22 protein-coding genes are annotated in these 22,764 nt (G+C 69.4%); 17 read left to right on the top strand and 5 right to left on the bottom strand.

Features of this window, described 5'->3' with window-relative positions; genetic code table 11:
• Window positions 1-27 precede the first annotated feature (27 nt).
• On the bottom strand, window positions 28-1,005 hold the full coding sequence (gene trpS / locus AB0F44_RS12120; protein WP_357355677.1) for a tryptophan--tRNA ligase: 978 nt from the start codon (window positions 1,003-1,005) through the stop codon (window positions 28-30).
• A 181-nt stretch (window positions 1,006-1,186) separates the two neighbouring features.
• Here trpS and AB0F44_RS12115 point away from each other — a divergent pair, with 181 nt between their 5' ends.
• The 5 genes from AB0F44_RS12115 to AB0F44_RS12095 all read left to right on the top strand — a co-directional run bounded on the left by AB0F44_RS12115 (window position 1,187) and on the right by AB0F44_RS12095 (window position 5,104).
• Window positions 1,187-2,392 carry an acetoin utilization protein AcuC gene (locus tag AB0F44_RS12115; RefSeq protein ID WP_357355675.1) on the top strand — a complete coding sequence of 402 codons (1,206 nt, stop codon included), beginning with the start codon at window positions 1,187-1,189 and terminating at the stop codon, window positions 2,390-2,392.
• Between the two features lie 209 nt (window positions 2,393-2,601).
• On the top strand, window positions 2,602-2,805 hold the full coding sequence (locus AB0F44_RS12110; protein ID WP_008356311.1) for a helix-turn-helix domain-containing protein: 204 nt from the start codon (window positions 2,602-2,604) through the stop codon (window positions 2,803-2,805).
• Between the two features lie 184 nt (window positions 2,806-2,989).
• Window positions 2,990-3,091: an AURKAIP1/COX24 domain-containing protein gene (locus AB0F44_RS12105; RefSeq protein ID WP_008356322.1), complete on the top strand. Its 102-nt coding sequence runs from the start codon at window positions 2,990-2,992 to the stop codon at window positions 3,089-3,091.
• A 14-nt stretch (window positions 3,092-3,105) separates the two neighbouring features.
• Window positions 3,106-4,155 carry an NAD-dependent epimerase/dehydratase family protein gene (locus AB0F44_RS12100; protein WP_357355673.1) on the top strand — a complete coding sequence of 350 codons (1,050 nt, stop codon included), beginning with the start codon at window positions 3,106-3,108 and terminating at the stop codon, window positions 4,153-4,155.
• On the top strand, window positions 4,148-5,104 hold the full coding sequence (locus AB0F44_RS12095; protein WP_357355671.1) for a lysophospholipid acyltransferase family protein: 957 nt from the start codon (window positions 4,148-4,150) through the stop codon (window positions 5,102-5,104). Before AB0F44_RS12100 ends, AB0F44_RS12095 begins: the two co-directional genes overlap by 8 nt.
• Window positions 5,105-5,204: 100 nt before the next feature.
• Here AB0F44_RS12095 and AB0F44_RS12090 read toward each other — a convergent pair whose 3' ends face one another.
• The 3 genes from AB0F44_RS12090 to AB0F44_RS12080 form a co-directional block, all read right to left on the bottom strand.
• On the bottom strand, window positions 5,205-6,395 hold the full coding sequence (locus AB0F44_RS12090) for a DUF5667 domain-containing protein (protein ID WP_357355669.1): 1,191 nt from the start codon (window positions 6,393-6,395) through the stop codon (window positions 5,205-5,207).
• Between the two features lie 142 nt (window positions 6,396-6,537).
• Window positions 6,538-7,320 (bottom strand): sigma-70 family RNA polymerase sigma factor, encoded by a 783-nt coding sequence (locus AB0F44_RS12085; protein ID WP_350665890.1) that lies wholly within the window; start codon window positions 7,318-7,320, stop codon window positions 6,538-6,540.
• A gap of 158 nt (window positions 7,321-7,478) precedes the next feature.
• Window positions 7,479-8,378, bottom strand: a complete 900-nt coding sequence (locus AB0F44_RS12080) for an HAD-IB family hydrolase (RefSeq protein WP_357355667.1) — start codon at window positions 8,376-8,378, stop codon at window positions 7,479-7,481.
• 57 nt (window positions 8,379-8,435) lie between these two features.
• Here AB0F44_RS12080 and AB0F44_RS12075 point away from each other — a divergent pair, with 57 nt between their 5' ends.
• From AB0F44_RS12075 to AB0F44_RS12045, 7 genes are all read left to right on the top strand, one after another.
• Window positions 8,436-8,675, top strand: a complete 240-nt coding sequence (locus AB0F44_RS12075; protein ID WP_350665887.1) for a glutaredoxin family protein — start codon at window positions 8,436-8,438, stop codon at window positions 8,673-8,675.
• Between the two features lie 178 nt (window positions 8,676-8,853).
• Complete coding sequence (locus AB0F44_RS12070) at window positions 8,854-9,579, top strand: redox-sensing transcriptional repressor Rex (RefSeq protein ID WP_357355665.1); 726 nt, start codon at window positions 8,854-8,856, stop codon at window positions 9,577-9,579.
• Between the two features lie 76 nt (window positions 9,580-9,655).
• Window positions 9,656-10,951, top strand: a complete 1,296-nt coding sequence (locus tag AB0F44_RS12065; RefSeq protein ID WP_357355663.1) for a glutamyl-tRNA reductase — start codon at window positions 9,656-9,658, stop codon at window positions 10,949-10,951.
• On the top strand, window positions 10,948-11,961 hold the full coding sequence (gene hemC, locus AB0F44_RS12060; protein WP_357355661.1) for a hydroxymethylbilane synthase: 1,014 nt from the start codon (window positions 10,948-10,950) through the stop codon (window positions 11,959-11,961). The genes AB0F44_RS12065 and hemC overlap by 4 nt, the downstream gene beginning before the upstream one ends.
• Entirely contained in the window at window positions 11,958-13,643 is a 1,686-nt protein-coding gene (locus tag AB0F44_RS12055) for a uroporphyrinogen-III synthase (RefSeq protein WP_357355659.1), read from the top strand. The genes hemC and AB0F44_RS12055 overlap by 4 nt, the downstream gene beginning before the upstream one ends.
• Before the next feature lie 96 nt (window positions 13,644-13,739).
• Window positions 13,740-14,723, top strand: coding sequence for a porphobilinogen synthase (gene hemB, locus AB0F44_RS12050; protein ID WP_357355657.1), 984 nt, complete (start codon window positions 13,740-13,742; stop codon window positions 14,721-14,723).
• A gap of 66 nt (window positions 14,724-14,789) precedes the next feature.
• Window positions 14,790-15,509, top strand: coding sequence for a TetR/AcrR family transcriptional regulator (locus tag AB0F44_RS12045; RefSeq protein ID WP_350665875.1), 720 nt, complete (start codon window positions 14,790-14,792; stop codon window positions 15,507-15,509).
• Window positions 15,510-15,564: 55 nt separating this feature from the next.
• Here AB0F44_RS12045 and AB0F44_RS12040 read toward each other — a convergent pair whose 3' ends face one another.
• On the bottom strand, window positions 15,565-16,824 hold the full coding sequence (locus tag AB0F44_RS12040) for a lytic transglycosylase domain-containing protein (protein ID WP_357355655.1): 1,260 nt from the start codon (window positions 16,822-16,824) through the stop codon (window positions 15,565-15,567).
• A gap of 291 nt (window positions 16,825-17,115) precedes the next feature.
• Between AB0F44_RS12040 and AB0F44_RS12035 the strand changes: the two genes are divergently transcribed.
• The 5 genes from AB0F44_RS12035 to AB0F44_RS12015 are packed head-to-tail and all read left to right on the top strand — an operon-like array spanning window position 17,116 to window position 22,764.
• The gene (locus AB0F44_RS12035) at window positions 17,116-19,179 is read left to right on the top strand and encodes a neutral/alkaline ceramidase (RefSeq protein WP_357355653.1); all 2,064 of its coding nucleotides are present in this window, start codon (window positions 17,116-17,118) and stop codon (window positions 19,177-19,179) included.
• Window positions 19,176-20,117: a sphingomyelin phosphodiesterase gene (sph, locus tag AB0F44_RS12030; protein ID WP_357355651.1), complete on the top strand. Its 942-nt coding sequence runs from the start codon at window positions 19,176-19,178 to the stop codon at window positions 20,115-20,117. Before AB0F44_RS12035 ends, sph begins: the two co-directional genes overlap by 4 nt.
• 9 nt (window positions 20,118-20,126) lie before the next feature.
• A complete protein-coding gene (locus tag AB0F44_RS12025; protein WP_357355649.1) occupies window positions 20,127-21,170 on the top strand; it encodes an SGNH/GDSL hydrolase family protein in 1,044 nt (347 codons plus the stop codon).
• Window positions 21,167-21,823 (top strand): class II aldolase/adducin family protein, encoded by a 657-nt coding sequence (locus AB0F44_RS12020; RefSeq protein WP_357355647.1) that lies wholly within the window; start codon window positions 21,167-21,169, stop codon window positions 21,821-21,823. The genes AB0F44_RS12025 and AB0F44_RS12020 overlap by 4 nt, the downstream gene beginning before the upstream one ends.
• Window positions 21,820-22,764, top strand: coding sequence for a sugar kinase (locus AB0F44_RS12015; protein WP_357355645.1), 945 nt, complete (start codon window positions 21,820-21,822; stop codon window positions 22,762-22,764). The genes AB0F44_RS12020 and AB0F44_RS12015 overlap by 4 nt, the downstream gene beginning before the upstream one ends.

Below are 22,764 nucleotides of genomic sequence, written 5' to 3'. Positions count from 1 at the left end.
GAACGACGTGTTACACCCGTCGGAGGCTCATGCCAGACCGATCGCCGCCTCCGCCGCGGCCAGGACCGGAGCCGTTGCCTGGCGGCACTTCTCCGCGCCGGCGGCGTACACCTCCGTCACGTACGCCCGGTCGGAGGCGAGCTCGCGGTAGCGCTTCTGGATCGGCTCGAGCTCGGCGATGACCGCGTCGGCGACCGCGGCCTTCAGGCCGCCGTAGTTCGACAGCCCGGCGGCCGATCCGCCGCAGGCCTCGAGGATGTCGATCAGGTTGGTGACCCCCGGCCGCTCCTCGTCGCGGGAGACGTCTCCGGCGGAGTCGGTGACCGCACGAGCCACCTTGCGACGTACGACATCGGCATCGTCCAGCAGGAAGATCGACCCCGGATGCGCGTCACCGGCCGACTTCGACATCTTGCGCGTCGGCTCGGCCAGATCCATGATCCGGGCCCCGGCCTCGGGGTGCACGGCCTGGGGGACCGAGAAGACCCGGCCGTACGTCGTGTTGAACCGGATCGCGATGTCCCGGGCGAGCTCGACGTGCTGACGCTGGTCGTCGCCGACGGGCACCTCGGTCGCTCCGTAGAGCAGGATGTCGGCCGCCATCAGCACCGGATAGGTGAACAGCGAGGCGCGCACCGATGCCCCCACGCGGCGCGACTTCTCCTTGAACTGGATCATCCGGCCCAGCTCGCCGGTGTGCGCGACGCACTCGAGCAGATAGCTGAGCGACCGATGCGCGGGGACGTGAGACTGGATGAACAACGTGGCCGGTTCGAGCCCGGACGCCATCAGGAGGAGAGCCATCTCCTCCGTCCGCGTACGCAGCACCGACGGTTCGTGCGGCAGCGTCAGCGCGTGCAGGTCGGAGAGCCCGTAGAAGGCGTCCGAGTCGGCCGTTGCGGCCATCTCGACAGGCTCGATACATCGCATCGGCCGCAGCGCGCCGAGCAGGTTGCCGAGGGTGAGCCGGCCGGAGGGAGTGATGAGGGAGAGTCGCCTGGTCATGGTGGACCTTTCGTGGTGAGGCCCACGGGTCAGCGACGATCAACGAGAAAGGCCGCCCGTGGGCGGCCTGATGTGAGTGCTCAACAATCGGGTGGACCGCCTAAGAGGCGGACCACCACTGGGTGGAACGAATGCTGAACACCTCTCCAGTGTCGCACACGTCACGGATACCGTGTGGCCCATGACGACTCCGCCGACCACGTGGCCGACCTCGTGCCAGGGGCACTCGACGGTCGTCTTCGACGAGAGCCTGGCCGACTACGACTTCGGCCCGACTCACCCGATGGCGCCGATCCGGGTGGACCTGACGATGCGCCTGGCCGGCGAGCTCGGCGTACTCGAGCACCTGAAGGTCGTCGAGGCGCCGATGGGCACCCCGGAGCAGTTGCTCACGATCCACGACGAGAGCTACATCGAGGCGGTCATGAAGGCCGGGCGGAGCGGGGAGTCGGACCTCGCCCACGGCCTCGGCACCGAGGACGACCCGGTCTTCGCGCACATCCACGACGCCAGCGCCCACATCGTCGGCGCGAGCATCGAGGCCTGCCGCCAGGTCTACTCCGGCGAGAGCCTGCACAGCGCCAACATCATGGGCGGCCTCCACCACGCGATGCGCGGTCGCGCCGCAGGCTTCTGCATCTACAACGACGTCGCCGCCGGCATCCAGTGGCTCCTCGACCAGGGCGTCAAGAAGGTCGCGTACGTCGACGTGGACGTGCACCACGGCGACGGCGTCGAGCGGGCCTTCTGGAACGACCCACGCGTCCTGACGATCTCCCTCCACGAGACCGGCCAGCTGCTCTTCCCCGGCACCGGCTTCGCCGAGGAGGTCGGCGGGCCGGAAGCCGAGGGGACCGCGGTCAACGTCGCGCTGCCTCCCGGCACGGCCGACCACGGCTGGCTGCGCGCCTTCCATGCCGTCGTACCCGACCTGATCCGTGAGTTCCAGCCGGAGATCCTGGTGACCCAGCAGGGCTGCGATTCGCACACCGACGACCCCCTCGCCGACCTGGCGCTCAGCGTGGACGGCCAGCGGGCGGCGTACGTCGCGCTCCACGAGCTCGCCCACGAGGTGTGCGCGGGCAAGTGGGTGGCGTTCGGCGGCGGTGGTTATGCGGTCGTAGACGTCGTGCCACGCGCATGGACGCACCTTCTTGCGCTAGTGTCGGGGAATCCCTTGGAGCCGACGCTCGACGTGCCAGGTGGCTGGCGTGAGCACGTGCAGACGCGCCTCGGGAGGGTCGCACCGTTGCGTATGACGGACGGACGTGAACCGGCCTACCGCGACTGGGGGAGCGGATATGACCCCGGCACGTGGCTGGACCGGCAGGTCCACGCGACTCGCACAGCGGTGTTCCCGCTGCACGGGCTCGACCCGATGCCGTAGCCCGGTCACATAGTTTCGGGACGGTCTAGAAACCGCAGTTCGTCGCGCCCAAATGCAACTCGACACGCCGGTGGTATGTGAGATTCTCAGGGGTGTCCCCTTCCCCATCAGTCACATCAGGCCCTATTCTCACTTTGGGATCGCGTTTTGGACCGGCGGTGGGGAAGCCGCCGGCGTCGCGATCACTCGAGAGAGAACGGTGGAAGCAGATGGTTACTCCTTCTGGAGACATCTCTGACAGCAAGTTCCTGACCGTTGCCGAGGTTGCGTCGATGATGCGCGTATCCAAGATGACGGTCTACCGGTTGGTTCACTCGGGCGAGCTGCCTGCGGTACGTGTCGGTCGTTCCTTCCGGGTTCGGGAGGACGACGCGAACGAATACCTCAAGAGCTCGTTCTACAACGCGGGCTAGTTGTCGGACCCCGCGCCCTGCACGTAGGGCGCGGGGGCAACACCGGTCACATCGGGTCACCGATTCTCTGTGGGTGCCCTGGCTTCGTTAGTCTTACCCCCTAGGTCTGTTTGCCGCGCGCTGCGGTGAGTGGCCGCGTCGGCACAGGGCCGGCATTCTCTGCAACGATCGTGAAGGGTTCCCCGTGGGTTCTGTCATCAAGAAGCGTCGCAAGCGCATGGCGAAGAAGAAGCACCGCAAGCTGCTCAAGAAGACTCGCGTCCAGCGCCGCAAGCTCGGCAAGTGACGTTCGTGGCGTAGGTGGCGGAACGCACCGGACCTGGCCGAAGCGAAGCCCGAGGCGGGCAGCAGGGTCGGGTCCTCCTGGTCACCGGGGTCTCGCGTGACCTCGGGCGCCGTTTTGCGCGCGCTGCCGCCCGCCACCCGAACGTCGAGCGAGTGATCGGCGTCGATGTCGCACCGCCTCGCGGGGACATCGGCAAGGTCGGATTCGTCCGCGCCGACATCCGCAACCCGGTGATCGCCAAGGTGATCGCCAAGGAGGAGGTCGACACCGTCGTCCACCTCAGCGTCATCGCGACCCCCGGCACCACCGGGGGTCGTTCGACGATGAAGGAGCTCAACGTCATCGGGACGATGCAGCTCCTCGCGGCCTGTCAGACCGCTCCGTCCCTGCGCCAGGTCGTGGTGAAGTCGACGACCCAGGTCTACGGGGCGAGCAGCCGCGACCCGGCGATGTTCACCGAGTCGATGGAGCCGCGGCGCACCCCGTCCTCCGGCTATGCCCGAGACGCGGCCGACATCGAGTCCTACGTACGCGGCTTCGCCCGTCGTCGCCCGGACATCGCCGTCACGGTGCTGCGCTGCGCCAACGTCCTCGGGCCGAGCGTGGTCAGCCCGATCGCGTCCCACTTCCGGCGCGCCGTCGTACCCAACGTGCTCGGCTTCGACCCGCGTCTGCAGTTCCTCCACGAGCAGGACCTCTACGGCGTCCTGGAGCATGCCGTACGCACCGGGGTCCCCGGGACGTTCAACGTCGCCGGCGACGGCGTGCTGACCCATTCGCAGGTCGCGCGGCGGCTGCAGCGGATGACTGTGCCGATCCCCGAGCCTCTGTTCGGTCTGGCGAGGTTCGGTGGCGGCGAGTATCCCGCCGAGCTGAGGGCGCTGCTGACCTACGGTCGCGGCGTCGACACCACGCGGATGCGCTCCCTGCTGGGCTTCGAACCTCGATACACCACCGAGGACACGGTCGTAGACTTCGCGGACAGCGTGATGCCGTCCGCGAACCGTGCCGACCGTGCGCTGGCCGCCTTGGAGAGCCGACTGACAGGAGCGCCCGGTGACTGAGTCCCCCGCCCAGGGTTTCACCGGCACCACGGCGCGCGAGCGCCACCCGCTGCGGGCGATCCCGGCGGCCGACTGGGCCGCGGCGCTGGAGAGTGCCGCCAAAGAGGTCTTCGGTGCCGAGTGGGAGGAGCAGCTCGCTCGGTTCATCGTGTTCCTGCGCCGCCGGATCTCCGGCGAATACTCCGTCGACGAATACGGCTTCGACCGCGAGCTCACCCAACGCTTCATGCTGGCCGTGCTGCGGCCGATCAAGGAGAAGTGGTTCCGGGTCGAGGTCCGCGGCATCGAGAACATCCCGACCGACGGCGGCGCCCTGATCGTCTCCAACCACTCCGGCACCATCCCGATGGACGGCCTGATGACGATGGTCTCGATCCACGACGAGCTCGGTCGCAATCTGCGCCCGCTCGGCGCGGACCTGGTCTTCCGACTGCCGATCGTCGGCAACATCGCCCGCAAGGCGGGCGCGACGCTGGCGTGCAGCGAGGACGCCGAGCGGATGCTGCGCAACGGCGAGCTGGTCGGCGTATGGCCCGAGGGCTTCAAGGGGATCGGCAAGCCCTACAGCGAGCGCTACAAGCTCCAGCGCTTCGGCCGCGGCGGCTTCGTCTCCTCCGCCCTGCGCACCGGCGTCCCGATCGTGCCACTCTCCGTCGTCGGCGCCGAAGAGATCTACCCGCTGGTCGGCAACATCCCGGCCCTCGCCAAGGTCATCGGCGTGCCCTACCTGCCCATCACGCCGTTCTTCCCGCTCCTCGGGCCGCTGGGTCTCATCCCGCTCCCGTCGAAGTGGCTGATCGAGTTCGGCGAGCCGATCCGCACCGATGCGTACGACGCCTCGGAGGCCGACGACCCGATGCTGGTCTTCAACGTCACCGACCAGGTGCGCGAGACGATCCAGCAGACGCTCTACCGCCTGCTGGGCGAGCGCGCCTCCGTCTTCGGCTGACCCGCCCCACGTCACCCCCGCCGGCCGAGAAGTCAGCTGCGCCGGTCGAGACGGCACGCGTGTGCCAACTCGACCGACGCCAGTGACGCTTCGGCTTGGGTCAGGGGGTGAGGAGGCCGGTGGCGCCGGCGAGCACGTCGCCGACCAGGCCGGTGACGCCGGTGACCAGACCGGTGACGGGGTCCGTCACGGTGCCGGGGTCGGTGTCCGGGTCCTCGGAGGGATCGCCGTCGGAGGGGGCGGAGGGTGTCGGCAGGATGCTGCCGTCCTCTTCCGGTTCCTCGGAGGGCTTCTCCGCCTCGTCTTTCTCGCCCTTGGGGTCGGTCACCGAGCCGGGACCGATCTTGTCGGGGTCGATGGAGGGCAGGTCGAGGGCGTTGTCGTCCTGGGTGAGCGGCGGCAGCGCCTCGGCCTCGACGACAGTGTCTGCCGGAAGCAGCCCGTCGATGTCGGAGGTGAGGCTGGAGACCAGCGTCGCGGGAAGCTCGGTGATGCCACCCTCGCAGGTGGGGCAGAGCTGGGCGGCGGCCTGGTCGATCAGCACGAGGGTCTGAGCGGCGTCGGAGACGGCCGGCTCGGCCCGCTCGGGCACCTTCGGGCTCAGCTCGGCGAGCTCCTCGACGCCATCGGCCGCGAACGTACGCAGCTGGGCGAGCGAGTCGTTGTCCTGGGACTGCTCGAAGTCGCTGATCAGCAGGTCGGAGCCGTGCGCGGCCTGACGCGAGAAGGTCTCGAGCGTCGAGGTGACCCGCTCGGCGTCGGTCATCGGCGCGTCGGCGACCAGCGACTTGGCCTCGCGCAGGCGGGTGCCGGCGTCCTCGAGGATTCGGATGCCACGGGCCTGGGTGCTGACGGTGAATCCGGCGGATACGTTCTCCACGGCACGCTTGACCGGGTAGAGCGAGTCACCGGGCAGAGCGGTCTGGGACGCGGCCGCGGCTCCCGCGGTGCCGCCGACGATCGCCATCGCGGCGAAGGCGACAGCCAGCTTGCGCTGCCGGCGCGGCCGGCGCACGGGACCGACCGTGAGCTTGCGCTCGACGGTCTTCTCGATGCGAGGCGCGGGCACCAGGTCGGTGTCGGCGGCCTCCATGAGGCGCTCGCGGAGGGAGACGGAGAAGTCGCGACTGGGGACAGCGGAGTCGCTGAGAGTGGAGAGCGACGAAGCGAAGACGGCCAGATCACGAAGCTCGTCGGCAGACTGCGAGGCACGCCGATCCGTCGCGGCAGCAGCCGCGACCATTCGGTCGAACTCGTCGGCGCGCTTTCGCGCCGGGAATGCCGGGCTCATCGGGGGGTTCCTACTCGGTATCGGCTGTCAGGGATTCGTCGAAACAGCTGCGCACAAGGTGCTGCCATGTCGGACAACGAGTCGCCCCGGCCGCGGGTTACGGCAACCGGTCGAGCATTCAAGGTGGTGCGGAACACAGTCATCAGCGGATCCCGTCAGGCATCTGCTTGGCGAGATTGCGAATCCCGCGCAGCTGGAGCTGTTTCACGGCTCCGTCGCTGCGCCCGAGGATAGCGGCTGTCTCCGCGATTGACAGCCCTTGGAGGAAACGCATGATGATGCAGTCGCGCTGCTCGTCCGGCAGCTTGGAGAGAGCGCCGAGCAGCATCTCGTTGGTGATCCCGGCCATCACGATCTTCTCGGGCCCGTCCGAGGAGGAGTCGTGCTGGCCCATGTCCTCGGTGGTCATCTCCAGGCGCGTACGTCCCGCCTTGAAGTGGTCCGTGGCCAGGTTGCGCGCGATGGTCATCAGCCAGGCACCGAAGTCCTTGCCCTGCCAGCGGAAGCCGGTCATCGAGCGGAGCGCCCGGAAGAACGTCTCCGAGGTCAGGTCCTCGGCGACCTGGGTGGAGCGGGTCCGGTAGAAGAGGAACCGGTAGACCGCGCCGTGGTAGTGGTCGTAGAGGAGGCCGAACGCCTCCTTGTCGCCCTTACGGGCGAGCTCGACGAGCGCGATCAGCCGGGTGCGGTCGGCCTCGCTCTCCTCCGAGGAGGTGGCGAGCTCGGCGTCGTCGTCCGGCTCGTTGTCGGAGCGGGGCTTGGACTCGTGGGTGCCACCCGAGCCGCGACGCTCGGGCTCGGCGAGCGGACCGGACGCACCGGCAACGCCGGCGTAGGCGGGTTCGTAGCCCTCGTTCATCAAGAGCTCGACCGCAGCGCGCAGCGCATCCAAGCGACGATGGACGTCATTGGCGCGGCGCGACATGTGGGTCCCTCCCGAAGACTCCCCCTGAGCGAGCCCAACCTTACGGGTTAGGGCATCCCGATGTCAGGTCCCGAGCCGAAGTTGCCTCGGCGTGTGTTGGCAATTTCCTGACAGAGCGGCGAATACCCGGCACTGCATACAGGTCGCCAACGGCGTGATCAGTCCCGCCGTCCGCGGAGCGCGATCGCCACCGCGATCGCCCCCGTGGCCGCACCGCCGAGCGCCGCGGTCACCACGCCGGCCCGGGCGGCCTTGCGCCCGGTGCGGTAGTCACGGATCGGCCAGCCCTTCGCGCGCGCGTGGGCGCGCAGGCGCGCATCCGGATTGATCGCGCACGGCTGCCCGACCAGCGAGAGCATCGGCAGATCGTTGTAGGAGTCCGAGTAGGCCGCACAGCGAGATAGATCGAGGCTCTCCCGGGCGGCGATCGCCTTGACCGCCTCCGCCTTGGCCGGCCCGTGGAGCATCTCGCCGACCAGCGCGCCGGTGTAGACGCCGTCCTCGGTGGCCGCCACCGTCCCGAGAGCGCCGGTGAGTCCGAGCCGCCGGGCGATGACTCGCGCAGCCTCGACGGGCGCCGCGGTCACCAGCCACACCCGCTGCCCCTGGTCGATATGGGTCTGCGCGAGGGCCCGGGTGCCGGGCCAGATCCGGTGGGCCATGCCCTCGTCGAAGATCTCCTCCATCAGGCTCTCGACCTCCTCGGCGCGATGGCCGCGGATGAACGAGAGCGCCGACGAGCGCGCCGACTCCATGTGGGCCGGGTCCTCGACGCCGGCCACCCGGAAGTAGGCCTGTTTGTACGCAGCCGAGGCGATGTCCCGCGTACGGAAGAACTTGCGCCGGTGCAGGCCGCGGGCCAGATGGAAGATCGTCGCGCCCTGCATGATCGTGTTGTCCACGTCGAAGAAGGCTGCCGCCGTCGGGTCTCCGGCCGTCGGATAGAGCCAGGCCTCGATCTCCGCTGCCGCGGCCGACGCCTCGCCGGCGAGAGCCGAGCGGCGTTTGAGGTCTTTTCGCCGCAACTCGGCACGGCGGCGGTCGCTGGCGCTGCTCATTTCGCCAACAGTAGTGGTCCGGACGCCGTGAGGGGACCCAGGTGTCAAGATGGTCGGATGGAACCGCGTGTGACCTTTTACTCCCGTCAGGGCTGCCATCTGTGCGACGAGGCTCGGCTGGTCCTCGAGAAGGTGGTCGGGGACGACTACACCGAGGTGGACATCGACGCCGACGAGGAACTGCGCGAGCGATTCACGAACGAGGTGCCCGTCACGTACGTCGACGGGAAGCAGCACGACTTCTGGCGTGTCTCCGAGGAGCGGCTGAGGACAGCGCTGGCGCGCTCCCCAGAATAACTGTCGATCGGCCCAATACCCTGAACAACCCCCCTCTGCCAACTCCGCAAACACGTGTGCTAGCCGACGGTCTCCGAGTTTGTTCTCACGGTCACAAACTCCGTATGGTGGCTGAGCCGCAGGGCGATCCCGGGCTAAAAAGCCCCCGTCTGTGGCGCCGGCATTGAAAGAGCAGAGCGTGACGGCACGGAGTACGAATACGGGCGAGGGCAGCGGTGCCCAGGACCCCCACCGGGACATCCCCGAGGCGACAGTCGCCCGGCTTCCGGTCTACCTCCGGGCGCTGACCTCGCTCGCCGAGCGCAACATCGTCTCCTGCTCCTCCGAGGAGCTCGCGACGGCCGCCGGGGTCAACTCGGCCAAGCTGCGCAAGGACCTCTCCTACCTGGGCTCCTACGGCACTCGTGGGGTCGGCTACGACGTCGACTACCTGAGCTACCAGATCGCCCGCGAGATCGGCGTGACCCACGACTGGCCGGTCATCATCGTCGGTATCGGAAACCTGGGCCAGGCGCTCGCCAACTTCTCCGGCTTCAGCAGCCGCGGCTTCCGCACCGTCGCCCTCCTGGACGCGGCCGCGCCGATGCAGGGCCGGACGGTCGCCGGGCTCGAGGTCCGGCCGTTCGCCGACCTGGCCGAGATCGTCGCGGCCGAGCAGGTCTCGATCGGGGTCATCTCGGTGCCCGCGACCGCGGCCCAGGACGTCGCCGACGCGATGGTCGCGGCCGGCATCAGCAGCATCCTCAACTTCGCGCCCGCCGTCCTGAACGTGCCGTCCGGCGTCGACGTACGCAAGGTCGATCTCTCCATCGAGCTGCAGATCCTCGCGTATCACGAGTCGCGCAAGGCTGCAGAAGCTGTGGAGACGGTGGACAATGGTTCCGAGGAAGGGATCACCGCATGAGTGAGCGCCAGCGAACGACAGTAAGCCTCAGGCCGGCGGGTCCGTATCCTTGCTCCTCCTCGACGGAGGCGCCGGCATGAGTGTCCTTGTTGTCGGCATCTCACATAACTCTGCGCCGGTCTCGCTGCTCGAGGCGGCGTCGGTGGACGCGGACGGCCTGCAGAAGCTCCTCACCGACGTGGCTGGTTGTGAGCATGTCAGCGAGGCAGCGGTCATCGCGACCTGCAACCGCCTCGAGATCTACACCGAGGTCGAGCGCTTCCACGGCTCCGTCGAGGAGCTTTCGCGCCGCATCATCGAGGGCGCCGGCCAGACGCTCGAGACGATGCTGCCGCATCTCTACGTCCACTACGACGACGGTGCCGTCTCCCACCTGTTCAAGGTGGCCGCCGGGCTCGACTCGATGGCCGTGGGCGAGGGCCAGATCCTCGGGCAGGCCCGCGCGGCCCTGCAGCTCGGCCAGGAGATGGGCACGGTCGGACCGGCGCTCAACAGCCTGTTCCAGCAGGCGCTGCGAGTCGGCAAGCGCTCGCGCGCGGAGACCGACATCGACCAGGCCGCCCCATCGCTGGTGACCGCCTCGCTGGACCGCGCCGCGCGAGCCGTGGGTGACGTACGCGGCAAGCGGGTCGCCGTCGTCGGCGCCGGTGCTATGGCCGGGCTGGCCACCGCGACCGTGTCCCGGTTGGGAGCCGCCGACGTCGTCGTGGTCAACCGAACCACGGCCAACGCCGAGCGCCTCGCCAAGGAATACTCGGCGCGTTCCGCCTCGCTCGACACGCTGGCCGAGGAGATCGCGGCCGCCGACATCGTCATCACCTGCGCGGGCGCGAGCGGGCTGCTCATCCCGGCGGAGATGGTCGGTGACCGCAGCAGCCGCCCGATCGCGTTGATCGACCTGGCTCTGCCCCACGACATCGACCCCGCCGCGGGTTCGCTCCCGGGCGTCACCCTGATCGACCTGGCCGCCCTCGCCGACGAACTGCACGCCTCGCCCGCCGGCAAGGAGGTGCTCGCGGTCCGCGACATCGTCACCCAGGAGGTCGCGGCGTTCCTCAGCGCTCGTCGCCAGTCCGCGGTGACCCCGACGGTGGTCGCGCTGCGGAGCATGGCCACCGGTGTCGTCGCCGCCGAGATGGAACGCCTCGACAACAAGCTGCCCGGCCTCGACGAGGCCACCCGCGCGGAGGTGCTGCACGCCGTACGCCGCGTGGCTGACAAGCTGCTCCACGAGCCGACCGTCCGGGTCAAGGAGCTCGCCAACGAGACCGGCGCGGTGTCCTACGCCGCTGCACTGGCCGAGCTCTTCGCGCTCGACCCCGAGGCCGTCTCTGCGGTGACCCGGGCCGACGTCCCAGGAGACCCCTCATGAGAACTCTTCGTCTCGGCACCCGCCGATCCCAGCTCGCCGTCACCCAGTCGACCCTCGTGGCGGAGATGCTCCGCGCCCAGGGCCACATCGTCGAGCTGGTCGAGATCGTCTCCGACGGCGATCGCACCCAGGCGGCGAACACCCCGCTGACCAGCGCGAACTCGACGGGCGTCTTCGTCAGTGCGCTGCGCGACGCGCTCCATGCCAAGGAGATCGACCTCGCGGTCCACTCGCTCAAGGACCTTCCGACCTACCCCGAGGACGGCATCGAGCTGGTCGCCATCCTGCCGCGCGAGGACCCGCGCGACGTGATCGTCGCCCGCGACGGCCTCACCCTCGGTGAGCTCCCGCCGGGCTCGCGGGTCGGCACCGGCTCGCCGCGCCGCGTCGCCCAGATCAAGGCCCTCGGCCTCGGCCTGGAGCTGGCCGGCATCCGCGGCAACGTGGACACCCGCATCGGCAAGGTCCGCTCTGGCGAGTTCGACGCGGTCGTCCTCGCGCGTGCCGGCCTGGCCCGCATCGACCGGCTCGACGAGATCACCGAGGTCCTCGACCCGATCCAGGTGCTGCCCGCTCCTGGTCAGGGGGCCCTGGCGGTCGAGTGTCGCGCAGGCGACGCCGATGCCGACGTACGCAAGATTCTGACCTCCCTCGACGACTCGCCCACCCGAGCGGCTGTCGAGGCGGAACGCGCGGTGCTCGCCACCCTCGAAGGTGGCTGCGCCGCGCCCATCGGGACCCTCGCCGACGTGGTTGAGGGTGAGGAAGGACCAGAGCTGTGGGTGCGGGCAGTGGCGCTCTCACTCGATGGCTCGCTCTCGATCCGACTCTCCGCATCCGGGCCGCTCGACGACGCCGCAGGCGTCGGGCGTCGGCTCGCCGAGGAGATGCTCGCCGAGGGCGCAGCAGACCTGACCGACGACCCCACCACTGACCCCGGACAGGCTGTCATGGACACGGGCGGTTCCCCCCAGACCGCTCCCGAGCAGGACAAGGTGCACAACGCATGACCCGAGCAAAGACCACCGAGCAGACGGCCGAGCACAGCTCGGCCACCCCACTGGGCTGGGTGTCCTTCGTCGGCAGCGGTCCCGGTGACCCTGAGCTGCTGACGGTACGGGCGATCGACCTGTTGAAGCAGGCCGATGTTGTCGTGACCGAGGCCCCCGAGCACGCTTCGATGGTGCGCGGCGTACTCGGCATCCCCGAGCCGGTCGAGCCGGCCGAGGGTGAAGAGACCCCGGAACCGGTCGGACCCGAGTTCATCGACGGCGGGTTCGGCGTGGACGGCCAGCCCCTGGCCAACGCCGCCCGTGCCAAGGCCGTCGTCAAGCAGGCGAAGCTGGGCAAGCGCGTCGTGCGCCTGATGACCGGCGACCCCTTCCTCTACGCCTCCGGCCCCGAGGAGGCGCAGTCCTGCGCCAAGGCGGGCATCGGCTTTGAGATCGTCCCCGGCGTCTCGTCGGTGTCGGCCGTTCCCGCGTACGCCGGCATCCCGCTGACGACCAAGGACCACCAAGAGGTCGCGGTCGTCACCTGCAACGAGAAGATCGACTGGAGCCAGTACGCCGACAACCGCACCCTGGTTCTCCTCTCCGGTGTCGGCATGATCGGCGACATCGCCAAGGAGCTCGTCGCGGCGGGCCGCTCGGCCAAGACCCCGGTCGCGATCACCCGCGTCGGCACCACGACCGAGCAGTCGACGGTAGAGTCGACGCTGGAGAACATCGCCGTCGACGCTCGCGCCGCACGGATGGCGCCGCCGGCGATCGTGGTGATCGGCAAGGTGGTCAGCTTGCGTGAGACGCTTTCGTGGTTCGAGACGAAGCCGCTCTTCGGCTGGCGCGTGCTGGTGCCCCGCACCAAGGAGCAGGCGCCCGCGCTGTCGCTGAAGCTGAAGGGCTTCGGTGCTGTGCCCGAGGAGGTGCCGACGATCTCCGTCGAGCCGCCGCGCAACCCGCAGCAGATGGACAAGGCCGTACGCGGCCTGGTCGAGGGCCGCTACAACTGGATCGCCTTCACCTCGATCAACGCGGTGCGTGCCGTACGCGAGAAGTTCGATGAGTACGGCCTGGACTGCCGTGCCTTCTCCGGTCTGAAGATCGCCGCTGTCGGTGAGAAGACCGGGCAGGCGCTCGAGGCCTGGGGCCTGCGCCCCGACCTGGTGCCGAACACCGACAACCAGTCGGCCGCCGGCCTGCTCGAGGTGTGGCCGGAGTACGACGCGGACCTCGACCCGATCAACCGGGTCTTCCTCCCGCGCGCCGACATCGCCACCGAGAACCTCATCGCCGGCCTGGTCGATCTCGGCTGGGAGTGCGACGACGTCACGGCCTACCGCACCGTGCGGGCGGCCCCGCCGCCCGCGCCGACCCGCGACGCGATCAAGACGGGCAAGTTCGACGCGGTGGTCTTCACCTCCTCGTCCACGGTCCGCAACCTGGTCGGCATCGCGGGCAAGCCGCACACCTCCACGGTGATCGCGGCGATCGGTCCGGCCACCGCCAAGACCGCCGAGGAGCACGGCCTGCGGGTCGACGTGATGTCGCCCGAGCCGTCGATCGAGGCGCTCACCGAGGCGCTCGCCGCCTTCGGTGCCGCGCGTCGCGCCTCGCTGGTCGAGCAGGGCCTGCCGGTCACCAAGCCGTCCGACCGGCGCCCGGCGTCGCGACGCCGTTCGCGCACCTCCTGAACCGACCGTTCGACGGCAACAGCCGCGTGCTCCCGAGTGTGGGTGCACGCGGCTGTTGCATTACCGTGGAACGTACCCTTTTGCGATGGAGTGCCGATGAGCATCGAGAAGCCCGTGATCCGTCCCCGCCGGCTGCGCCGCACGCCGATCATGCGCCGGATGGTCGCGGAGACGGCCGTACGTCCCGCCAACCTGGTCCTGCCCGCGTTCGTGCGCGAAGGCATCGATGAGCCCGTCCCGGTCTCGACGATGCCCGGGGTCGTCCAGCACAGCCGGGAGTCGCTGCGGAAGGCCGCGGCCGAGGCCGCGACCGCCGGCATCGGCGGCATCATGCTCTTCGGTGTCCCGGAGACGAAGGATGCGGTTGGCTCCGGTGCGCTGGACCCCGAGGGCATCCTCAACGTGGCCATCGCCGATGTCGTCTCCGAGGTGGGCGACGCGCTCACCGTGATGAGCGACCTGTGCCTGGACGAGTTCACTGACCACGGTCACTGCGGTGTCCTCGCGGAGGACGGCTCGGTCGACAACGATGCCACTCTCGAGATCTACGCCCAGATGGCGATCGCGCACGCCGAGGCCGGCGTCCACATGGTCGGTCCGTCCGGGATGATGGACGGCCAGGTCGCGGTGACCCGCGATGCTCTCGATGGCGCCGGCTACACCGACGTCTCGATCCTCGCCTACTCCGCGAAGTACGCCTCGGCCTTCTACGGCCCGTTCCGCGAGGCGGTCGATTCCTCGCTCAAGGGCGACCGGCGCACCTATCAGCAGGATCCGGCCAACGCGCTGGAGGGTGTCCGCGAGGCGCTCCTTGACGTCGCCGAGGGTGCCGATATCGTGATGGTCAAGCCCGGGCTCCCGTATCTCGACGTCCTTCAGCGAGTGCGTGAGTCTGTCGATGTTCCGGTGGCTGCCTACAACATCTCTGGGGAGTACTCGATGTTGGAAGCCGCCGCCGCGAACGGCTGGATCGACCGCGAACCGGCGATCCTGGAGACACTCACCGCCTTCAAGAGGGCGGGCGCGGACGTCATTCTGACCTACTGGGCCACCGAAGCAGCTGGCTGGCTGCGAGGCTGACGTTCTCGCTCGATCAGCCGGGTAGCTCTGTGACGTGGAACATATCCTGAGAGTAGACTCGAGCCTGTGACCAATCGAGAGTTGGGCAGCACAAAGCGCACCGGTCGGCCGCGCAACAGTGGACGGGATTCGGCGAACCCGCGAGAAGAGATCCTCAAAGAGGCATCCAGGCTCTTCACCGCTCAAGGGGTCGCAGCGACGACGATCAGCCAGATCGCCGAGTGCGTCGGACTGCGCCAGTCCTCGATGTACTACTACTACAAATCCAAGGAAGAGATCCTCTCCGCCTTGATGGAGAAGAACCGCGAGTCGCTCACGCTCGCGGAGAAGCTTCTCGAGGAGGACGGCCCCGCCGCTCCGCGGCTCTACGCCTTCCTCTACACCGACGTACGTCAGCTGTGCACCGCCCCGCTCGACTTCTACGAGCTGGAGGTGGCCGCGCTGGCGCAGCCGAAGGTCTTCGCGGGCTTCGAGGAGGACGGCGACAAGCTGCGTGACGCGGCCGCCCAGCTCCTCGAGCTGGGCGTCGCCAGCGGTGAGCTTCGTCAGACCGACCCCGCCGCCACTGCGCTGATGCTGCTCTCGCTCAACGAAGGCGCCCAGCACCGACTGTGGCACGGCCGGCGCGACGACGAGAAGGCTTCGGCGAGCTCCGACGCCCTGGCCGAGTCGGTCGCCGACTACCACCTCAGCTCCCTGCTCGCCGACGCGTCCTCCCTGGCCGCCGTCCGCGAGCTCGGGCGCGCCTTCGTCACCGAGTACGAGGACGACGAGCCCGCCGCCTGAGCGCTCCAGACATGCGAAGGGCCCCGCCGGAGGGCGGGGCCCTTCGTTGATCGGATCAGTTGCCGGTGAGTGCGCCGAACAGGCCGCCGAGGATGCCCTTGAGGATCAGCGTGAGAACGTTACTGACGGTTGCGTTGACCTGCTCGAGCGTCTTGTTGGCCATGGCATTCACGCACTGGGTCAACGCCTGGCCCGACTGGTTCGCGCTCAGGAGCGGGTACTTCGCCAGCTCGCGCTGGCATGCGGTGAGAATCTGAGCGGGCGTGGCGACGACCGTCTCGACGGTGTCCTTGAGCGGCTCGGTCACCGTCTCCGTAGGCCCGCCGGTGCTGCCGCCGTCGTCACCGCCGCCGGTGCTCCCGCCGGGAGTCTCACCGGAAGGAGCCTCGCTGGACGGGCCGGACGGAGACTGGGAGGAGCCGCCGCGCGGGCCGGCCTGCTGGCCGCCTGCGCGGAACTCGCGGTCCTTCTGCTTCGAAGACTTGGGCGCGTCCATCCGCGGGATCGCGTAGTCGACCGGGACCGTGCTGTTCGGGATCGAGGTGAAGTCGCCGGAGCGGTAGGCCTCGGCGACACCGAGCACCGTCGTGACGTACGACTGGCTGTGGTTGTAGCGGAAGACCGCTGCTCGCGCGCCCTGGTCGGTGGAGAGGTCGTCGTTGCCGGAGCAGAGGTAGACGGCGCTGGCGAGGGCGGCGTCGTTGATGTCCTGCGGGTTTCGCTTGCCGTCGCCGTCGGCGTCCACGCCGACCATCGCCCAGGTGGAGGGGATGAACTGCATCGGGCCGACCGCGCGGTCGTAGCCGGTGTCGCCGTCGTACTGCCCACCGTCGGTGTCGGTGATCTGGGCGACGTTGCCCTTGCCGTTGAGCGGCACCCCGTAGATGCCGGGCGTGGAGACGCCCTCGGCGCTGAGGCGGTTGTCGTTGGCGCGTCCGTGGTTGGACTCGACCCGGCCGATCGCGGCGATCAGTGGCCAGTCGATCTTGCAGGCCGCGTCCGCGGCGTTGATGACCGTGGCCGCGCGCTGATAGGCGGCGAGCGCGGCGGACGGGATCCCGGCGGCGCTGGCCGTCCCGGGCAGCGACTTGTCGCCCTCGTTGGTCGAGGCCGACACGCTGGCCGGCGCCTCGATCGCCTCGGCCGGGACCGATGTCCCGTCGGGCAGGCTGAAGGCGTCGTCGTATCTGGTCCCTGATGCGGTGGCACTCGACTGCGTCAGACCGGTGACGTTGACCGTCCAGGCCGCGCTCAGCACGGCGAGCGGAACGAGCGCGGTCGCCTTCTGAAGGCGGCTGTAGCGCGAAGCGGACATCGAATCTCCCCTGGTGATCACCGCACTGAAATCGTACGGAGGTCGTGCTCCCTCATGCAACGTTCAAACGAACCGTCTCACGTCGAAGTTACGCGCGTCACGTTTTACGTGAACATAGCGTTCCACTAAACGAGACGCCTGTGAGACGGATGAAAGCTCCAGTTCATGACGCGGAACCCTGATCCGAAATATTTGGGTCCCAACATGTGGGTCAAGTGACCAGGACGATTGACCGAACCGATGAAAAAGGTAATCCTCATCACACCGCAACCCGGCGAGAGGATCCGATCGATGCGCCACCACCGTTCGAGTACGACGTGCGCCAGCCTGCTTGTCGCCGCCCTTGTCGCCGCTGTGCTGGTGCTCGGGCCATCACCCGGACCGGGACTGAGCAGCGCGAGCGCGGCCTCCGAGTCGGCGTACCTCGTCGGCCGTGGCATCGCTGACGTCACCGGCGAGCCGGGCGAGAACGGGATGATGGGCTACGCCGACCTCGCGCAGACCACCACGGGCATCCACATGCGTCAGCGCGCCCGCGCCTTCGTGATCGCCGACGCGGCGAGCGGTGAGCGGGTGGTCCACGTCGTGGCCGACGTCGGGATGATCTTCCAGGGCGTACGCGACGCCGTCCTCACCAAGCTCGAGCAGCGGTACGGCGACCTCTACAGCGAGCGCAACGTCATGCTCACCGCGACCCACACCCACGCCGGGCCGGGCGGGTACTCGCACCACAACCTCTACAACATCACGACGCTCGGCTATCACGAGAAGACCTTCCGGGCGGTCGTCGACGGCATCGTCGCCTCGATCGCGCGCGCCGACGCCGACCTTGCGCCCGCGGACCTCAGCCTGTCGACCAGCCAGCTGACCAACGCCAACGTCAACCGCTCCAAGCAGGCGTTCGACCGCAACCCGGAGGCCGACAAGGCGTACTTCCCCAACGGCACCGACACCCAGAGCACCACGCTTCAGGTACGCCGGGATAGCGAGCTCGACGGGGTCATCAACTGGTTCCCCGTCCACGCCACGAGCATGTCGACCGGCAACAGGCTGATCAGTCCCGACAACAAGGGCTACGCGGAGTACGTCTGGGAGCGGCAGGTGCGCGGCGTCGACTACATCGACGACACCGCCCCTGACTTCGTCGCGTCGTTCGCGCAGACCAATGCCGGCGACATGTCGCCCAACCTCAACCTGCAGCCGACCGACGGCCCGACCAAGGACGAGTTCGAGAACACCCGCATCATCGGCACCCGGATGTTCGACGCGGCCCGCGACGGACTCGACTCCGACAAGCGGTCGCTCGGCGGCGGCGTCGACTCGCGGATCGTCTACGTGGACCTCAGCAAGATCGACGTACGGCCGGAGTTCACCCCCGACGGCAAGCCGCACCGCACGTGCTCGGCGGCGCTCGGGGCGTCCTTCGCGGCGGGCAGCACCGAGGACGGTGGCGGCGGGCTGCCGATCTTCAAGGAGGGCAAGGACGGCGGCAACCCCCTGGTCGGGCTGATCTCCGGAGCGCTCTACACGGGGTCGCCCGAGCTCAAGGCCTGCCAGTCGCCGAAGGAGGTGCTCCTGCCCGTGGGCGACCTCGACCTGGTGCAGCAGAAGCTCCCGGTGCAGCTGATGCGGATCGGCGACTTCTACCTGGTCGGGATCCCGGCCGAGGTGACCGTGGTGGCGGGTCTGCGGATCCGGCAGGCGGTGGCAAAGGCGGTCGGCACTGACCTGGACAACGTCCTGGTGCAGGGCTACGCCAACGCGTACGCGCACTACCTGACCACGCCCGAGGAGTACGACTCCAAGGAGTACGAAGGCGCCAGCACCCTCTTCGGCCGCTACGAGCAGCCGGCCTTCGCGCAGGTCGCCTCCGACCTGGGCTCGGCGATGGACGACGGGGTCGACGTACCGCTGGGGGAGAAGGAGGGCGACCGCAGCGTGTGGCAGCTGCCGTCGCCGAGTGGCGCCGTGCTGATGGATGCGCCACAGATCGGCCACCGCTTCGGCGACATCCTGACCGGGCCCGCCCCGACGTACCGCCCGGGACAGCAGGTCAGCGTGGTCTTCGCGGGCGCGCATCCCAACAACGGCCTGCACCACGGCGGCAGCTACCTCGCCGTCGAGCGCAAGGTCGGTACGACGTGGCAGCGGGTCGCAGACGACGGCGACTGGTCGACGAAGTTCCGCTGGACTCGCGACGGCATCGCGGCCTCCAAGGTGACGATCACGTGGGACGTCCCGCCAGGGACGCCGCCCGGCAGCTACCGGATCCGCTACTTCGGTGATGCGCGCAACCTGCTCGGGACGGTCTCGTCGTTCACCGGCACGTCGCCCGTCTTCGGGGTCAGCTCGTGAGCCGGGTCGCGGCTCGGGTCGTGGGGGTCGCCCTGCTGGCGGCGTCGGGGCTCGCGGTCCCGGCGTCCGCCACGGCGGCGCCCGACGCGGCGGCCGCCACGCCGCGCGTACGAGTGCTCACGCACAACGTGCAGATACTGCCGCCGATCATCGGTGGCAAGGCCAACGGCACCCGGGCGGAGCTGATCGCGAAGGCCGACTACGTCAAGGGCTACGACGTGGTGGTGTTCGACGAGGCCTTCGACAACGGGCCGTCGGAGACCCTCAAGAGCCGGCTCGCAGCGCAGTATCCCCACCAGACGCCGGTGCTCGGGCGCTCGACGTCGGGCTGGGACGAGACTCTCGGCGCGTACTCCTGGCTGACCCCCGAGGACGGCGGCGTCACGATCCTGAGCAAGTGGCCGATCACCCACAAGGTCCAGTACGTCTACAGCGGCGGCTGCGGCGCTGACGCGCTGTCCAACAAGGGCTTCGTCTACGCGCAGCTCGATGTCGACGGCACTCCGGTCCACGTCGTCGGCACCCACGTCCAGGCGGAGGACCCGCTCTGCTTCGGCGACGGGGCGGCCGTACGCGCCGAGCAGTTCGCGGCGATCGACGAGTTCCTGGACGGCCTGGCGATCCCGTCCGGCGAACAGGTCATCGTGACCGGCGACCTCAACGTCGACAAGGCCTCCGCGGAGTACGCCGACATGCTCGCGGCCACCGACACCACCGCCCCGACGGCGTACGCCGGGCATCCGTTCAGCTGGGATCCGACGACGAACCCGCTCGCCACGGGCGGGCAGGAGCACCTCGACTACGTGCTGCATCGCCGCGGCCACGTACGCCCGCGGGTGTGGACCAACACGGTCCTCACGCCCACGTCGCCGCCATGGGATCACGCCGGGACCACCTACTCCGACTACTCCGACCACTATCCCGTCGCAGGCAGCTGAGGAGCTCCGATGACCGTCACACCCCGACTGCGGAGCGTCATCGCAGCGACTCTGACCGTGGGTGCCGTGCTCGGCGCCACCGTGGCGCCCGCCGCCGCCGACCCGGCACGCGACGCACCGGCGTACCAGAAGTACGTCGCTCTGGGTGACTCCTACACCGCCGGGCCGCTGATCCCGTGGAACAGCACCTGGTGCTTCCGCTCCAACAACAACTACCCGGCGTGGCTGGCGACCGATCTCGGGATCTACTACGAGGCGGGTGCCTTCCAGGACGTCAGCTGCTCGTCGGCGGACACGAGCAACCTCAGCCTGCCGCAGCCGACGCCCACGCCGGAGCTCAACCTGGCGAGCCAGTCGCCTCAGCTCGACGCCGTCACCCTCGACACCGACCTGGTCACGCTCGGGATGGGCGGCAACGACTACGGCGTCTTCGGCTCGATCATCACCTGCGGTGACTACCGCGACCAGGACCCCACCGGTGCGCCGTGCCGCGACCACTACACGGTCAACGGGGTCGACACGCTCTCGGCCGCCCTCGACAACACCGGCCGCAACCTGGAGCGCTCGGTGGACCTGATCAAGGAGCGCGCGCCGGGGGCGAAGGTCGTCCTCGTCGGCTACCCGAGGCTGTTGCCGCCGACCGGCTACTGCCCCGACGTTGTCCCGTTCGCCGATGGCGACTACGCGTGGGCCGACTTCCTCAACCGCAAGCTCAACGCGGTCATGAAGCGTGCCGCGACCGGCAACGACGCGACGTACGTCGATGTCTACGGGCCCGCTCTCGGCCACGACGCCTGCGCCGGTGACGCGGCGTGGGTGCGCGGCCAGTGGACCGACCTCTTCGCGGGGGTGTCGTACCACCCGAACGCAGCCGGGATGCGGGCCACCAGCAAGATCGTGCTCAATGCGCTCGGCGAACAGCGGGTGGCCGGCGCGACCGCACCGAAGACGCGTCCGGACGGGGCACGGAGCAACCGCGAACAGCAGCGCTGGCTCCGCGAGCACCCGGACGCCGTGCTCCCGACCGACGACGCTCCGGTAGGGGCACGATGACGCCGGAGCGAGAGGCGGTCGCCGATGCCTGTCGGGCGTTGGCGACCGAGGGGCTCGTCATCGGTACGGCGGGCAACGTCAGCGTGCGCTCCGGTGACCTCGTCGCGATCACCGCGACCGGGGCATCGTTCGCCACGATGACCGCGGAGCAGGTGACCGTTCTCGACCTCGACGGGCAGATCGTCGAGGGTGAGCTCGCGCCGACCTCCGAGGTCGACCTGCACCTCGGGCTCTACCGACGCCGCGAGACGGGCGCGATCGTCCACACGCACGCGCCGATGGCCACCGCGCTGTCGTGCGTCCTGACCGAGCTGCCGTGCGTCCACTACGGCCTGCTGGCGCTCGGCGGCGCGGTCCGGGTGGCGCCGTACGCGACCTTCGGCACGCCGGAGCTCGCCGAGCTGGTCATCGAGGCACTCGAGGACCGCGCCGGCGCGCTCATGGCCAACCACGGCGCGATCACCCATGCGGCCGACCTGGCCAAGGCGGTCGAGCTGGCCCTGCTCCTGGAGTGGGGCTGCACCGTCTACTGGCGAGCCGCCGCCATCGGCACCCCACGCGTCCTCGACGAGGAACAACAGGCCGCCGTGATCCACGCCGCCCTGACCCGCAGCTACGGCACCACCCGCCCCTCATCCCAGGAGAAATCGTGACCACTTCCCCCACCGTCGTCACCCTCGGTGCACACGTGCTCGACACGCTCGTACGCCACGTCGAGTCGATCCCCGAAGGACAGGACGGCCAGCTGGTCGACGAGATCCGGGTCACCGCGGCCGGCCCCGCCGGCGGCACCGCGCTGGTGCTCGCCAAGCTCGGCGCGACCGTCCGCAGCGCCGGCGCCATCGGGACCGACGCGGTCGGCGACCAGCTGCTCTCGCTGCTGCAGCGCGACGGCGTGGACACCGAGCACCTGGTACGCCGCGAGGACCACCAGACCTCCGCGAGCGTGCTCCCGATCCGCCCCGACGGGTCGCGGCCGGCGTTCCACGTGATCGGCGCCAACGGCGCCTACGGTCCCGACGACGCGCCGCTGGACGTGATCGCCGCAGCCGACCACCTGCACCTCGGCGGACCGGAGTTCATGGGCGGCGACGCCGCGGCGAAGATCCTCGCCCACGCGCGCGACAACGGCGTGACCACCTCGCTCGACTCCCTCGCGCCCGGCGACCCGGGCATGTTCGAGTGGATCGCAGCGGCGTTCCCCTATGTCGATCACCTGCTTGTCAACGACGAGCAGGCCCTCGGCTGGACCGGGGCCGCCGACCTGGAGGCGGCCTGCCGCGCGCTGGTCGAGGCCGGCGCCGGCTGCGTGGCCGTGACCGCCGGCGCCCAGGGCGCGGTCGTGGCGACCGCGGCAGGCGTGACCCGGGTGCCGGCGTACGACATCGAGGTGGTCGACACCACCGGCTGCGGCGACGCGTTCTCGGCGGGCTACATCCGGGGTCTCGCGCTCGGCCGGACGCCCACCGAGGCGGCCCAGCTGGGCTGTGCCACCGCCGCCCAGGTCGCCGGCGGGCTCGGCTCCGACTTCGGCAGCTTTGACCTCGCCTCGGTCGAGAGCTTCGCCGCCGGTGCAGACCTCAAGGAGGTCTGA

It is taken from the genome of Nocardioides sp. NPDC023903 (assembly GCF_040639295.1).
Classification (GTDB): Bacteria; Actinomycetota; Actinomycetes; order Propionibacteriales; family Nocardioidaceae; genus Nocardioides.
This window is presented reverse-complemented; position numbering and strand designations above follow the sequence as displayed.